We start from the raw sequence: 14,988 nt of genomic DNA, 5'->3' as shown, positions 1-14,988 counted from the left end.
ACTTATGACTATGAGAAAAATGACACTGCTGGCCGCCGCGTTCACTACGCTGGCCGCTGCTCAGGTTTCCGCCGCCGATCTGCCGGGTAAAGGCATTACGGTGAAGCCAGTACAAAGCACCATTACAGAAGAAACTTTCCAGACACTGCTGGTCAGCCGCGCGCTGGAAAAACTGGGATATACCGTCGAGGCACCCAGCGAAGTTGACTACAACGTGGGTTACACCTCCCTGGCGTCGGGTGATGCCACCTTCACCGCGGTGAACTGGCAGCCACTGCATGATGATATGTACAAAGCCTCCGGCGGCGATGCCAAACTCTATCGTCAGGGGACGTATGTGCAGGGCGCCGCACAGGGTTATCTGATCGATAAAAAAACCGCTGAGAAATACCACATCACCAATATTGAGCAATTGAAAGATCCCAAGCTGGCGAAGCTCTTTGATACCAATGGTGACGGTAAAGCAGACCTGACAGGCTGTACCCCAGGCTGGGGCTGTGAAGCCGTGATTAACCACCAGATTAATGCCTTCGATTTGAGCAAAAGCGTAGAGCACAATCAGGGGAATTACTCCGCGATGATTGCAGATACCATTACCCGCTTCAAAGAAGGTAAGCCAGTGCTCTACTATACCTGGACGCCTTACTGGGTGAGTGATGTGATGGTGCCGGGACGCGACGTGGTCTGGCTGCAGGTGCCGTTCTCGTCGATGCCTGGCGAGCAGAAAGACGTGGATACCAAGCTGCCAAACGGCGCTAATTATGGCTTCCCGGTCAACACCATGCACATTGTCGCCAATAAAGCCTGGGCGGAGAAAAATCCGGCGGCGGCCAAGCTGTTCTCTGAAATGAAGCTGCCGATCACGGACATCAATGCCCAGAACTCACGTATGCATCAGGGTCAGTCTTCCGAAGCGGATATCAATGCTCACGTTGACGGCTGGATCAAAGCGCACCAGGCACAGTTTGACGGCTGGGTGAAAGACGCGCTGGCGGCGGGTCAGTAATTCCCCGCCCGGGGCAGCCGTTACCACGGTGGCCCCCGCTGTTTTCGTCGCGCTAAGACGCGTGCAGGGTCGGCCTTCTTTTCTGGTCGGCCCTTTTCTTATCAGGCAGCACAGCGTAGCCCGGTGCTGAACTGGTTTGTCCTGTCAATAATCATGTGAGTGAAATAGTTATTTGGGTTATTATTAGCCAATAAGACAATTCTCACACTCATATGGGTTGTTATGAAATCCCCCCATCCTGGTCTGAACCCTGCCCTCGTCGCCCTGATGTCAATCGCCACCGGTCTCTCCGTGGCCTGTAACTATTATGTTCAGCCCCTGCTGGCGACCATTGCACACACCTTTTCGCTGTCATTTCATCAGGCCGGGTTTATCGTCACCACGGCACAGCTGGGCTATGCGGCCGGGCTACTTCTGCTGGTTCCGCTGGGCGATATGCTGGAGCGGCGGGGGCTGATCGTATCAATGAGCCTGCTGGCTGCGGGCGGTATGGTCATTATCGCGCTTTCGTCATCGCTGCCATTACTGCTGCTGGGCACCGTGCTGACCGGATTATTCTCCGTCGTGGCACAGATCCTTGTCCCGCTGGCCGCCACGCTTGCGGCTCCGGAGAAGCGCGGCAAAGTGGTGGGGACGGTCATGAGCGGCCTGCTGCTGGGGATCCTGCTGGCACGTACCGTGGCGGGTGGCCTGGCACAGCTTGGCGGCTGGCGGACGGTGTACTGGGTCGCCAGCGTGATGATGGTGCTGATGGCCCTTGCTCTCTGGCGCTGGCTGCCACGTTTAAAACAGTCGGTGCCGCTAAATTATGGTCAGTTGCTGGGGTCTGTCTTCAGCCTCTATGCCCGGCACCCTGTTCTGCGCACGAGGGCCATTACCGGCAGCCTGATCTTTGCTAACTTCAGCGTACTCTGGACCTCTATGGCGTTTTTACTGTCATCGCCAGAGTGGAACTATTCAGAGGGCGAAATCGGCCTGCTCGGTCTGGTTGGTGCTGCCGGGGCACTCGCGGCCCGCCAGGCCGGGGCGCTGGCTGATAAAGGAAAGGCCCGTCTGACGACCAGCATCGGGCTGCTTATTCTGCTGGCGTCATGGGGAATGACCGCGCTCGGGGCCCACTCTCTGGTGGCGCTGATTATCGGGATTATCCTACTCGACCTCGCCGTACAGGGGGTGCATATTACTAATCAAAGCGTCATTTACCGTCATATGCCGGAAGCGCGTAACCGTCTGACCTCCGGTTATATGACCAGTTACTTTATTGGTGGCGCGTTGGGCTCACTGCTCTCTGCCTCAGCCTATCAGGCAGCAGGCTGGTATGGCGTCTGTGCCGCCGGTTCTCTGTTAACCGTCGTTAATCTATTCAGCTGGTGGCGAAGTCAGCATCATGAGGCCAGGGCGCATTGATTTTTCGCATTAAAAATGAAGTTTTTTCAGCGACAGTCGCCTGTTAAGACATTTCGTACTCTGGTAAGGTTAGGCGCAATTTATTCAGGTTGGTTATGTTTTCAGATGAAATTATACAGTAACAGCAGAGTCGCACCCGCTCATGGTTGAGCATAACAATCTGGCCTGTCTCCGCTGGCATCAAAGTCCGCCTGCCACCCAGCCTGACGTTACCGGCTGCCTGAGCAGGGTCAATGCCAGCCCGTCCGGTTTGAACCCGTCCGAAGCCCTGTCTGCTTCAGGCCTCTTTTCTCTTCGAATTGACGCACAGCCCGTGTTGACGGTGCTGTTGAGCGCGCTGGGTTATGGAATGATCCGGAAACTACTGATGATGGCTACAGCATCGTGAAAAATTCACCGGCTGTAAGAAGTGCTTTCACTTTAATAGTCATTACCGTTATTATACCAGTTGCAACTAGTGAGGTTCCTTTATAATGGAAAGTTCGTTTTCGCCCATTGAACAGATGCTGAATTTTCGTGCTAATCGCCAGAAGGATTTCCCTTTACAGGAGATCATGCTGACCCGCCTTTGTATGCATATGCAAAGTAAGTTGCTGGATAACCGCAATAAAATGCTGAAGGCGCAGGGGATTAACGAAACGCTGTTTATGGCACTGATCACGCTGGATGCGCAGGAAAATCACAGCATTCAGCCATCAGAACTGAGCGCCGCCCTGGGATCCTCGCGAACGAATGCGACGCGTATAGCCGATGAGCTGGAAAAACGTGGCTGGATTGAACGCCGTGAGAGCGATAACGACCGCCGCTGTCTGCATTTACATTTAACCCCTAAAGGGCATGAATTTCTGCGCCAGCTTCTCCCCCCTCAGCATCAGTGTCTGCAGCTGTTGTGGTCTGCGCTGAGTAGCTCAGAAAAATCACAGCTGGAAGGTATCACCCGTAAGCTTCTGACTCGCCTCGATAAAATGGACGAAGAAGAGGTCGTTGCGTCTCTTTCCAGATAGTTGTTCCACTAATAGCATATTGTGCGACACACCGTTAACTGGAAATCGCTACTTTAAGCCCCTGGAAATACATTCATGCCAGCGCTAATAACGCTGGCATTTTAGACTCGGGCGTCCGCCATTCAGGGAGGACAGCGGGCCCGTTGGCAAGAAGATCAGGAGAAAGTCATGAGTGAAAGCGCGGTAACACAAGACCCGCAGCAGCCAAAAAACAAGAAAAAGACGCGCAAAAAAGCTCTGATTTTTCTGGCTATCGTGTTCGTTATTATTGGTGTGGGCTGGGCGGCTTACTGGTTCCTGGTTTTACGCCACTTTCAGGAAACGGATGATGCTTACGTTGCCGGAAACCAGGCGCAGGTCATGGCTCAGGTCGCCGGGAGTGTGAATAAAGTCTGGTTCGACGATACGGACTTCGTGAAAAAAGGCGACGTACTGGTCACGCTGGATCGCACCGATGCCGAACAGGCGTTTGAAAAAGCGCAGACGGCCCTGGCCACCAGCGTACGTCAGACGCACCAGCTGATTATTAACGGTAAACAGTATCAGGCAACTATCGCGCTGCAAAAGACGGCACTTGAACAGGCGCAGGCAGATTTGCGCCGTCGCGAACCGCTGGGCGCGTCAAACCTGATTGGTAGAGAAGATCTGCAACATGCCCGTGATGCGGTGGCTACTGCCAAAGCACAGCTTGATGTGGCAACTCAGCAGTACAATGCCAACCAGGCGATGATTCTGGATACCTCGCTGGAAAACCAGCCCGCCGTGAAACAGAATGCCGCCGCCCTGCGTGATGCCTGGCTGGCATTACAGCGTACCGAGGTCATCAGTCCGATCGATGGCTACGTCTCACGCCGCAGCGTTCAGGTTGGCTCACAGATTGGCACCACTACGCCGCTGCTGGCGATCGTGCCGGCAACGAATCTCTGGGTGGATGCCAACTTCAAAGAGACCCAGCTGGCTGGCGTGCGTATTGGTCAGCCGGCTACCGTAGTCAGTGATATCTACGGGGATGATGTGGTGTACCACGGCAAAGTCGTCGGCCTTGATATGGGTACGGGCAGCGTCTTCTCTCTGCTACCGGCGCAAAATGCCACCGGGAACTGGATCAAAGTCGTTCAGCGCCTGCCGGTGCGTATTGAACTCGACCCGCAGGAAGTAGCCAAACATCCGCTGCGCATCGGCCTGTCGACGCTGGTGAAAGTGGATACCAGCAACAGCGAAGGGGCCGTGCTGGCCACCAGCGTGCGCAGCAAACCAGCCTATGAGAGTGATGCACTGGCCCGGGATCTGACACCAGCGAACCAGCTGATTGCCGAAATCATCCGTGCCAATGCCGGTTAACACGGCGGGAGACTGTTATGGCACGTAAACCGCTTGAAGGCACGCAGCTGGTTCTGATGACCATTGCGCTGTCGCTGGCTACTTTTATGCAGGTGCTGGATTCCACGATTGCTAACGTGGCAATACCGACCATTGCCGGCAACCTGGGGGCCTCTAACTCTCAGGGCACATGGGTGATCACCTCATTTGGCGTGGCAAACGCCATTTCGATCCCGATCACCGGCTGGCTGGCCAAGCGTTTTGGGGAAGTGAAGCTGTTTATGTGGTCGACGGTGGCGTTTGCCGCCGCCTCATGGCTGTGCGGCATGTCCGAAAGCCTGACCATGCTGATCTTCTTCCGCGTGATCCAGGGGATCGTCGCTGGCCCGCTGATCCCGCTGTCACAGAGCCTGCTGTTAAATAACTATCCCCCGGCTAAGCGCAGCGTGGCGCTTTCCCTGTGGGCAATGACGGTGATCGTCGCACCGATCTGCGGCCCGATCCTCGGCGGCTGGATTAGCGATAATTATCACTGGGGATGGATCTTCTTCATCAACGTGCCCATCGGCGTGGTGGTGGTAATCCTGGCCCTGCAGACACTGCGCAACCGCGAAACCGAAACCGTCATCCGCCCCATCGACACCGTGGGCCTGGTCCTGCTGGTCGTCGGCATTGGCTGCCTTCAGGTCATGCTGGATCGCGGGAAAGAGCTCGACTGGTTCAGCTCCAATGAAATCATTACATTAACGGTGATAGCCGTCGTAGCCCTGGTGGTGCTACTGGTGTGGGAGTTAACCGACGATCACCCGATCGTGGATTTGTCGCTGTTTAAATCGCGTAATTTCACCATCGGTTGCCTGTCGATCAGCCTCGCCTATATGCTCTACTTCGGCTCTATTGTCCTGCTGCCGCAGCTGTTGCAGGAGGTGTATGGTTACACCGCCACTTGGGCGGGGCTGGCCTCTGCGCCGGTGGGGATTATCCCGGTGATCCTGTCGCCAATTATCGGCCGCTTCGCGCACAAGCTGGATATGCGACGGCTGGTGACCTTCAGCTTTATTATGTATGCAGTGTGCTTCTACTGGCGCGCCTATACCTTTGAACCGGGGATGGATTTTGCTGCATCAGCCTGGCCGCAGTTTATCCAGGGCTTCGCCGTGGCCTGCTTCTTTATGCCACTGACCACCATCACTCTGTCAGGGCTGCCACCGGAACGCCTGGCGGCGGCATCGAGCCTGTCGAACTTTACCCGAACGCTGGCGGGTTCGATTGGTACCTCGATCACCACCACCATGTGGAGCGATCGCGAGTCGCTGCATCACGCCCATCTGACGGAGTCCGTAACGCCCTACAGCACCAATTCGCAACAGATGTATGCGAAGCTGGAACAGATGGGGATGACTCACGATCAGGCCTCGGCATACCTGGCGCAGCAGATCACCAATCAGGGGCTGATTATCTCAGCCAATGAGATCTTCTGGGCCTCGGCTGGCGTGTTCCTGTTGCTGCTGGTTCTGGTGTGGTTTGCCCGGCCACCGTTTGGTGCGGGCGGCGGCGGCGGCGGTGCCCATTAAATAGCAGGTATAAAAAAAGGGCGACCCCAGCGGTCGCCCTTTTTATTCAGTGCCCTGTCAGGCGTTTTGACGCCACCATTCGGCCAGCAGTACACCGGTTGCCACGGAAACGTTAAGGCTTTCCACTTTCCCCGTACCACCAATTGAGACGCTCAGGTCGCCCTGATCGAAGGTGCTGTCTGACAGACCATCACGCTCCTGCCCCAGTACCAGCACCATTTTAGCCGGCAGTTCTGCACGAGACAGTGGAACCCCTTTATGGCTGGACGTGGTCACAATGGTGTAACCCGCCTTACGGAACGCGCTCAGACCGGCAGCAAAATTTTCACCGCTAATCGCCTGAACGTGTTCAGCACCGCCTTCTGCGGTACGCACAGCGGCGCCCGACTCCAGCATGGAGGCATCATCCACCAGCAATCCCTGCACACCGAAGTGCGCACAGCTGCGCATGATACCGCCCAGGTTGTGCGGGTTGCCGATGTCTTCCAGCGCCAGCACGCAGTCTTTTTCACCCGCCGTTGACAGCCACTGGCTTACTGGCATTCCGACACGCTTTTTGATCAGGAAGCAAACACCACCGTGGTGTTCCGTTCCTGAGGCTTTCTGCAGCTCGGCTTCATCCACGGTGTGGTAAGCCTTACGGTTAGCTGCCATATATTTCAGAGCTTCGCGGAAACGAGGCGTGACGCTCTGGATAAACCAGGCACGTACGATACTTTCCGGGCGGCTCTGGAACAGTGCCTGGCAGGCATTTTCGCCATACACACGCGTCTCTTCCATACGCTGGCGGCGTATCTGCTCTGGATCGATGTAGCTTTTACCGCTGATGCCACCGTGATCCGGCTTATCGTCAGCTGCGGGGGCAGCGTTCGGCGCACGGGAAACGGTACGCCACGGAGAGTCAGAATGCCCTTCGTCGCGATCGCGCCCGCCACGTGGCTTGCTGTCTGCATTACGTGATGGACGGCGTGCGCCGTCCTGTGGACGTGGAGCACCTTTACCGGTACGGGGATTCCCGCCCTTGTTGCTGCTCTCGTCATCACCGCGGACATACATCACTTTGACCTTGCCGCTCTTACCTTTAAATTCGTCGTTCATTTTTCCTCCACCTGGCCTGAGCGCGAAGCGCGCAGATTACCTGATGTGGCAGCACTTAGCTATCAACTTCCAATAAAAGCCCGTAGCCGTTTATCCGCAACATCGTTATGAGACATTACCTATTATACCCATTGAACAAATCGCGTTGTTAGCCTCATTCCCCGCCCGCATAATGTGGGCTGATTTACTGAGAATTGCAGTAAGTAATCACTTACTCCTGAACTGAGGTGAATAATGAATACGGTTTGTGCATCCTGCCAGGCAACCAACCGCGTGCCTGCCGAGCGGCTGACTGACGGCGCAAAATGCGGCCGTTGCGGTCACGAGCTGTTTGATGGCCATGTGGTCAATGCGACAGCGGCGACGCTGGATAAATATCTGCAGGACGATCTGCCGGTCGTGATCGACTTCTGGGCGCCGTGGTGTGGCCCCTGCGTTAACTTCGCCCCGGTGTATGAGTCGGTGGCACAGGAGCGTAACGGCAGCATCCGCTTCCTGAAAGTTAATACCGAAGCTGAACCGGAGCTGAGCGCCCGCTTCCGTATCCGCAGTATTCCGACCATTATGATCTTTAAGCAGGGCGAGATGGCCGACATGCTGAACGGCGCGATGCCGAAAGCACCGTTTGAAGCCTGGCTGGACGAAAATCTGTAAGCATCACGCCGGGCATGCCCGGCGTTAATCCGTTAGAATAGCGTTTTTCTGTTGATGACTGCTGATGAACGATAACGCTGTTCTGTTGCTACGTGCCGCACGTCTGGCCCGTGCCACTCGCCCTTTTCTTGCCCGTGGTAACCGCATTACGCGCTGCCAGCGTTGCCTGTTGCCGCAAAAAAACTGCCTGTGCGACACCCTTGCTCCCCAGGCAGCCCGCAGCCGTTTTTGCCTGGTGATGTTTGACAGCGAACCGATGAAACCCAGCAATACCGGCAGACTGATTGCCGATATTCTGCCAGATACGCTGGCGTTTGGCTGGTCACGCACCGAGCCCGATCCAGCTCTGCTGGAGGCAGTCCGCAATCCGCATTATCAGCCGGTGGTGGTGTTCCCGGCATCCTATGCCGATGCCGGCAGGCCGGTACTGAATTCGCCCCCCGTCAACGGCAAGCCTCCGCTGTTTATCATGCTGGACGGCACCTGGACTGAAGCCCGCAAAATGTTCCGTAAAAGTCCCTGGCTGGATAACCTGCCCGTGATGTCACTGAACCTGACCCGCCCCTCCAATTATCAGTTACGCGTGGCGCACGCCGAAGGTCAGCACTGCACGGCCGAGGTCGCCGCCGAGCTGCTGCTGCAGGCCGGCGATGTCGCGGCCGGTGAAGCCCTGTTCCGCCATTTTGATCTCTTTCGTCAGCGCTATCTCGCAGGAAAACCCCATCATCCGCAGCAGATGGCTGAAAGTGATGATGAAATTCTGTCAGTGATCAAGTAACTGACAGCCCGGCCAGCATCTCCGGCAGACCCGGAGTAGACTCAAACTACTTTACCCGCCAGCATGACCGGGTGATATTCGAAGGGAGCGGAGATGAGTCAACGTGGATTAGAAGCCCTGCTGAAACCGAAATCCATTGCGGTAATCGGTGCCTCCACCCGGCCTGAGCGAGCCGGGTATCTGATGATGCGGAATCTGCTGGCCGGTGGCTTCAGCGGCCCGGTTCTTCCCGTCACGCCCAAATACCAGGCCGTATGCGGCGTGCTGGCCTGGCCGGACATTCCCAGTTTGCCGCTGTCTCCCGACCTCGCGATTATCTGCACCCATGCCAGACGTAATCTTGAGCTGCTTACGGCGCTGGGGGAGCGCGGATGCAAGGCCTGCATTATTCTCTCAGCGCCTGACGACCAACTGGCAGCGCTGAAGGCCTGCGCCAGCCGCTGGCAAATCCGCCTGTTGGGGCCTAACAGCCTGGGCCTGCTGGCACCGTGGCAGGGGCTGAATGCCAGCTTCTCGCCAGTCCCCATAACGCCAGGTAAACTGGCCTTTATTTCCCAGTCAGCCGCCGTTTCTAACACCATCCTCGACTGGGCGCAACAGCGTCAGCTGGGCTTCTCATGGTTTATTGCGCTCGGTGACAGCCTGGATATTGATGCCGACGACCTGCTGGACTTCCTGGCTCGCGATGGCAAAACCAGCGCTATTCTGCTTTACCTGGAGCATCTCAGCGATGCGCGCCGTTTTGTCTCTGCAGCCCGCAGTGCCTCCCGTAATAAGCCTATTCTGGTCATTAAAAGTGGTCGCAGTCCTCAGGCCCAGCTATTGCTGAAAACTCACGGCGGGATGGATGCTGCGTGGGATGCCGCTATCCAGCGGGCTGGACTGTTACGCGTGCAGGATACCCATGAACTGTTCTCAGCGGTAGAAACCCTCAGTCATATGCGTCCGCTGCGCGGAGAGCGACTGATGATTATCAGTAACGGGGCGGCGCCGGCTGCGTTGGCGCTGGATGCGCTCTATGCCCGCAATGGCAAGCTCGCCACGTTAAGTGAGCCTTTACTTACTGAACTGGGCGCACAGCTGCCAGACAGTGTCACCCCGGGCAACCCGCTGGATTTGAAAGATGATGCCACCCCGGCACGCTATTTAGCGGCGCTGACATTACTGCTGGACAGCCACGACCTGGATGCCATTCTGATTATCCACGCCCCCAGTGCGGCAGCGCCGCCAACGCTCACCGCCCAACACATCATTGCCCTGGTGAAACAGCATCCACGGGGCAAACAGCTTACGCTGCTGACCAACTGGTGTGGAGAGTACTCTTCACTGGAAGCCCGCCGTCTGTTTAATGATGCTGGTGTCCCAACCTACCGAACACCGGAAGGCACCGTAACCGCCTTTATGCACATGGTGGCGTACCGGCGTAACCAGAAGCAGCTGCGTGAAACTCCCGCGCTACCCGCGAACCTGACCGCCAATACGGCGGACGCACACCGCCTGATCCACCAGGCGCTGCAGGACGGTGCCACATCACTGGACACGCATGAGGTGCAGCCCATTCTGCAGGCCTACGGTCTGAGCACGCTGCCGACCTGGATTGCCAGTGACAGCACGGAGGCCGTGCATATTGCCGGGCAGATTGGCTATCCTGTCGCGCTGAAGCTCCGTTCACCGGATATACCTCATAAATCAGAGGTCCAGGGCGTTATGCTGTATCTGCGCACGCCAGACGAGGTAGAGCAGGCGGCCAATGCCATTTTTGACCGCGTAAAAATGGCCTGGCCGCAGGCGCGCATTCACGGTTTGCTGGTACAGAGTATGGCGAACCGCGCCGGGGCCCAGGAACTGCGGGTTGTGGTGGAGCAGGATCCGCTCTTCGGACCGGTGATCATGCTGGGGGAAGGCGGGGTCACCTGGCACGCTGACCGTCAGGCGGTCATCGCCCTGCCGCCGCTGAATATGACCCTGGCGCGCTATCTGGTGATCCAGGCGATCAAGCAGGGAAAAATTCGTGGCCGCAGCGCACTTCATCCGCTGGATATTGTTGGCCTGAGCCAGGTGCTGGTTCAGGTGTCAAACCTGATCGTTGACTGCCCGGAGATCGTCCGGCTGGATATCCATCCGCTGCTGGCGAGTCATGAGGATTTTACGCTGCTGGATGTGACGTTGCAGCTGGCGGCATTCCACGGTGATGCCGAAGCGCGGCTGGCAATACGCCCCTACCCTCACGAGCTGGAAGAAGCCGTACAGTTGAAAAATGGCCAGCAGTGCCTTTTCCGCCCCATCCTGCCAGAGGATGAGCCCTTATTGCAGCGATTCATTGCTCAGGTGACGAAAGAAGATCTTTATTACCGCTATTTCAGTGAGATCAATGAGTTCACCCACGATGATTTGGCGAACATGACGCAGATCGACTACGATCGGGAAATGGCGATCGTCGCCGTGCGCCAGCATAAGGGTCAGGATGAGATTATTGGCGTGACGCGCGCCATCTCTGATGCCGACAATATTGATGCAGAATTCTCAGTGCTGGTGCGCTCGGATCTGAAAGGGCTTGGCCTGGGCCGGCGATTGCTGGAGAAGATGATTATCTATACCCGACAGCACGGCCTGCAACAGCTGAACGGTATCACTATGCCGAACAACAGAGGTATGGTGACCCTGGCACGTAAGCTGGGGTTTGCCGTTGACGTCCAGATGGAAGACGGCATTGTCGGGCTCTCACTGCATCTGCAAAGTGACCCGATCGGAGCCGAAAAGTAAATCTGATACTATCAGAACCAACTAATGGTATTATTCGCGGTTAGGGTCCTGATTTTATGGCAAAAGGCCATTCTATGAACAGAGAAGAAACGCACTGTGATGTTGTCAAAATTTAAGCGTAATAAACACCAACAGCACCTTGCGCAACTGCCTAAAATAGCTCAGTCAGTTGCTGATTTCACCACGCTGTATTCCCCGGCGGATTTTCGCGAGACGCTGCTGAAAAGCATTGCGTCGGCGACCCGGCGCATCTGCATAGTGGCTCTTTATCTGGAAAATGATGAGGGTGGCCAGGCGATCCTCTCTGCGCTCTACGCGGCAAAACAGCAGCGTCCGGAACTGGACATTCGTGTCCTCGTTGACTGGCACCGTGCCCAGCGCGGACGCATCGGCGCAGCAGCCTGTGCCACTAACGCGGACTGGTACTGTGATATGGCCGCCCGTCATCCCGGGCTGGCGATCCCGGTGTATGGTATTCCGGTCAACACGCGGGAAGCGCTCGGTGTGCTGCACCTGAAAGGGTCGATTATTGACGACACCGTTTTCTATACCGGGGCCAGCTTCAATGACGTTTATCTGCACCAGCATGAGCGTTACCGCTATGACCGTTACCAGCTGATCGGCAACCGTACCCTGGCTGATACGATGTTCGACTGGATTGAAACCAATCTCATTCAGGCGGAAGCCGTCAATCGGCTTGATCAGCATGAGCGCCCCAAAAGTCCGGAAATCAAGAATGAAACCCGCCAGTTCCGTCAGGATTTGCGTGGCTTTGATTACCAGTTTGACGGCGATGCCAACAACGAAGAACTGGCCGTTACCCCGCTGGTCGGTCTTGGCAAGCGCAGCCTGCTGAACAAAACGATCTTCCACCTGATGCCCTGCGCCGAGCAGAAACTGACTATCTGTACGCCGTATTTCAATCTGCCCGCCATCCTGGTTCGTAACATTATCTATCTGCTGCGTCAGGGGAAAGAGGTGGAGATTATCGTGGGCGATAAAACCGCCAACGACTTCTATATCCCTGAAGACCAGCCGTTTAAAATCATCGGCGCACTGCCCTACCTGTACGAAATTAACCTGCGCCGCTTCCTCAGCCGACTGCAGTATTACGTCAACAGCGGCCAGCTGACGGTACGCCTGTGGAAAGATGGCGAAAACAGCTACCATCTGAAAGGACTGTGGGTGGATGACGAGTGGATGATGGTGACGGGTAATAACCTGAACCCCCGTGCATGGCGACTGGACCTGGAAAATGCTGTCCTGATCCACGATCCGCTTCAGCAGCTGACGGAGCAGCGCGACCGTGAACTGGCGCTGATCCGCCAACATACGACAACGGTAGAGCATTTTCACGATCTGGAAAGTATCGCTGACTACCCGGTGAAAGTGCGGAAACTCATCCGCCGGCTTCGCCGCATCCGTATTGACCGGCTCATCAGTCGTATTCTTTAATCAGCAGCTATACTCCCTTTACTGGCCCCGCAATGTCGGGGCTTTTTTATGGAGTATTTATGCGCACCTGCCTGCTGGCCGTTATCGTCATTTGCAGTGGCTGTACTCATATGGCGCAGGATGACTGGACCGGGCGTGATAAAGCCCAGCACTTTATCTCCTCCGCCTTTCTTTCCGCCGCCGGTAATGCCTATGGTGAACGTCAGAACTGGCACAAAGACCGCAGCGGCAGCGTCGGGCTCATGTTCGCGATCGGCCTGGGGGCGGCGAAAGAACTGTTCGACAGCAGGGAAAGAGGAAGTGGCTGGAGCTGGAAAGATTTCAGCTGGGATGTAGCCGGTGCTGCCACCGGCTATGCATTATGGAATCTGGACCGTTAGTTACAGTTTTAACCCTTTGCCGTGTCGGTGCAGCATCAGCGAAACCAGGAAAGCAATGGCCCCCATTCCAGAGACATACCAGAAGAAACTGGTTTCGCTACCAGCCGCCTTCAGCGACAGCGCCACATATTCCGCCGATCCGCCAAACAGCGCGTTTGCCACGGCATAAGACAGCCCCACGCCCAGCGCCCGCACCTCCGGTGGGAACATTTCCGCCTTAAGGATCCCGCTGATCGAGGTGTAGAAACTGGTGATCACCAGCGCCAGCATGACCAGCATAAAAGCGGCTGCCGGACTCGTCACGCTCTGCAACAGGGTCAGGATCGGTACGGTACAGACCGCAGCCAGTCCCCCGAAGATCAACATGGAGTTACGCCGTCCGATCTTATCTGATAGCGCACCAAAAAATGGCTGCAGCAGCATAAAAATAAACAGCGCGCCGGTCATCAGACCGCTGGCGGCTTTATGATCCATACCGGCAGTGTTCACCAGATATTTCTGCATATACGTCGTAAAGGTGTAAAAGCTCAACGACCCGCCAGCGGTAAAGCCCAGTACCATGATAAAGGCACGCCGGTGTTTCCACAGTCCTTTCAGTGAGCCGGCATCTTTATGGCTGCGCGTGATTTTATCGGAGGTTTCATTCAGGGAACGACGTAAATAGAGTGCGACCACGGCCAGCACAGCACCCAGCGCAAAGGGTATCCGCCAGCCCCAGGAACGCAGTTCTTCGTCAGAAAGGAGCTGCTGCAACACAACGACGGTCAGCAGCGCCATCAGCTGGCCACCTATCAATGTCACATACTGAAATGACGCATAAAATCCCTTTCGCCCTTCTACCGCCACTTCGCTCATGTAGGTCGCACTGGTACCATATTCCCCGCCTACCGACAGCCCCTGAAACAATCGGGCCAGCAAAAGCAGAGCCGGCGCCCAGACCCCTATCGTCTCATACCCAGGCAAACAGGCGATCACCAGCGATCCAAAGCACATCATACAGACTGAAATTAGCATGGAGCTTTTACGCCCGTGCCTGTCACCAATATAGCCAAACAGCCAGCCACCAATAGGGCGCATCAGGAAACCGGCGGCGAACACCCCCGCCGTCTGGAGCAGCTGCGTTGTCGCATTACCGCTGGGGAAGAAGATATGAGCGAAGTACAGCGAGCAGAATGAATAAACATAGAAGTCGAACCATTCGACCAGATTACCGGAGGACGCCCCTACGATGGCCCAGACACGTTGACGAGTAGTCATTGACGCTGTCGCGTGCAAATTATTTTCAGTGATGGACTCTGCCATTAATAACCTCGTGAGTTCTTTCCTTGCTTTGAACAAGCGCCAAAGAGTATAGATATCAATTAACTCAAATGCTGTTTTGTTATGAAATTGTTTTATAAGGATGGATTGTTAATTTTGTGAGTCAGCATGGATTATTGCATAAGGAATAGCGGGGTCATATCAGGGAACACGCTGCAAACAGGCAGGAAATTCCGAATTTGGCGATTAAAAAGCGCACACAGGGGGGATTGGCCGATTTTTCGCGGGG

12 protein-coding genes are annotated in these 14,988 nt (G+C 55.9%); 10 read left to right on the top strand and 2 right to left on the bottom strand.

Going from position 1 to position 14,988, the window contains the following annotated elements; translation table 11 throughout:
* The first annotated feature begins 10 nt into the window (after nucleotides 1–10).
* From proX to emrB, 5 genes are all read left to right on the top strand, one after another.
* The gene (gene proX, locus EPE01S_RS10330) at nucleotides 11–1,006 is read left to right on the top strand and encodes a glycine betaine/L-proline ABC transporter substrate-binding protein ProX (protein ID WP_062744558.1); all 996 of its coding nucleotides are present in this window, start codon (nucleotides 11–13) and stop codon (nucleotides 1,004–1,006) included.
* Between the two features lie 222 nt (nucleotides 1,007–1,228).
* Nucleotides 1,229–2,413 carry an MFS transporter gene (locus tag EPE01S_RS10325; RefSeq protein ID WP_062744557.1) on the top strand — a complete coding sequence of 395 codons (1,185 nt, stop codon included), beginning with the start codon at nucleotides 1,229–1,231 and terminating at the stop codon, nucleotides 2,411–2,413.
* Between the two features lie 473 nt (nucleotides 2,414–2,886).
* A complete protein-coding gene (gene mprA / locus EPE01S_RS10315) occupies nucleotides 2,887–3,417 on the top strand; it encodes a transcriptional repressor MprA (protein WP_062744555.1) in 531 nt (176 codons plus the stop codon).
* Between the two features lie 168 nt (nucleotides 3,418–3,585).
* A complete protein-coding gene (emrA, locus tag EPE01S_RS10310; protein ID WP_062744554.1) occupies nucleotides 3,586–4,758 on the top strand; it encodes a multidrug efflux MFS transporter periplasmic adaptor subunit EmrA in 1,173 nt (390 codons plus the stop codon).
* A 17-nt stretch (nucleotides 4,759–4,775) separates the two neighbouring features.
* Entirely contained in the window at nucleotides 4,776–6,311 is a 1,536-nt protein-coding gene (gene emrB / locus EPE01S_RS10305) for a multidrug efflux MFS transporter permease subunit EmrB (protein ID WP_062744553.1), read from the top strand.
* Between the two features lie 57 nt (nucleotides 6,312–6,368).
* Here the strand turns inward: emrB and EPE01S_RS10300 are convergent, their stop codons facing one another.
* Complete coding sequence (locus tag EPE01S_RS10300) at nucleotides 6,369–7,409, bottom strand: tRNA/rRNA methyltransferase (protein ID WP_062744552.1); 1,041 nt, start codon at nucleotides 7,407–7,409, stop codon at nucleotides 6,369–6,371.
* Between the two features lie 234 nt (nucleotides 7,410–7,643).
* Between EPE01S_RS10300 and trxC the strand changes: the two genes are divergently transcribed.
* The 5 genes from trxC to EPE01S_RS10275 all read left to right on the top strand — a co-directional run bounded on the left by trxC (nucleotide 7,644) and on the right by EPE01S_RS10275 (nucleotide 13,439).
* Nucleotides 7,644–8,063 (top strand): thioredoxin TrxC, encoded by a 420-nt coding sequence (gene trxC, locus EPE01S_RS10295; RefSeq protein ID WP_062744551.1) that lies wholly within the window; start codon nucleotides 7,644–7,646, stop codon nucleotides 8,061–8,063.
* A 64-nt stretch (nucleotides 8,064–8,127) separates the two neighbouring features.
* Nucleotides 8,128–8,841 (top strand): tRNA-uridine aminocarboxypropyltransferase, encoded by a 714-nt coding sequence (locus EPE01S_RS10290; RefSeq protein WP_062744550.1) that lies wholly within the window; start codon nucleotides 8,128–8,130, stop codon nucleotides 8,839–8,841.
* 93 nt (nucleotides 8,842–8,934) lie between these two features.
* Nucleotides 8,935–11,604: a bifunctional acetate--CoA ligase family protein/GNAT family N-acetyltransferase gene (locus EPE01S_RS10285; protein ID WP_062744549.1), complete on the top strand. Its 2,670-nt coding sequence runs from the start codon at nucleotides 8,935–8,937 to the stop codon at nucleotides 11,602–11,604.
* A 99-nt stretch (nucleotides 11,605–11,703) separates the two neighbouring features.
* A complete protein-coding gene (gene pssA, locus EPE01S_RS10280; protein ID WP_062744548.1) occupies nucleotides 11,704–13,059 on the top strand; it encodes a CDP-diacylglycerol--serine O-phosphatidyltransferase in 1,356 nt (451 codons plus the stop codon).
* A gap of 59 nt (nucleotides 13,060–13,118) precedes the next feature.
* Nucleotides 13,119–13,439, top strand: coding sequence for a YfiM family lipoprotein (locus tag EPE01S_RS10275; RefSeq protein ID WP_062744547.1), 321 nt, complete (start codon nucleotides 13,119–13,121; stop codon nucleotides 13,437–13,439).
* On the opposite strand, the gene EPE01S_RS10270 is transcribed toward EPE01S_RS10275, so the two are convergent.
* The gene (locus EPE01S_RS10270; RefSeq protein WP_062744546.1) at nucleotides 13,440–14,741 is read right to left on the bottom strand and encodes an MFS transporter; all 1,302 of its coding nucleotides are present in this window, start codon (nucleotides 14,739–14,741) and stop codon (nucleotides 13,440–13,442) included. It abuts the gene before it with no gap.
* Nucleotides 14,742–14,988: the final 247 nt, after the last annotated feature.

This window comes from Erwinia persicina NBRC 102418, assembly GCF_001571305.1.
Classification (GTDB): domain Bacteria; phylum Pseudomonadota; class Gammaproteobacteria; order Enterobacterales; family Enterobacteriaceae; genus Erwinia; species Erwinia persicina.
This window is presented reverse-complemented; position numbering and strand designations above follow the sequence as displayed.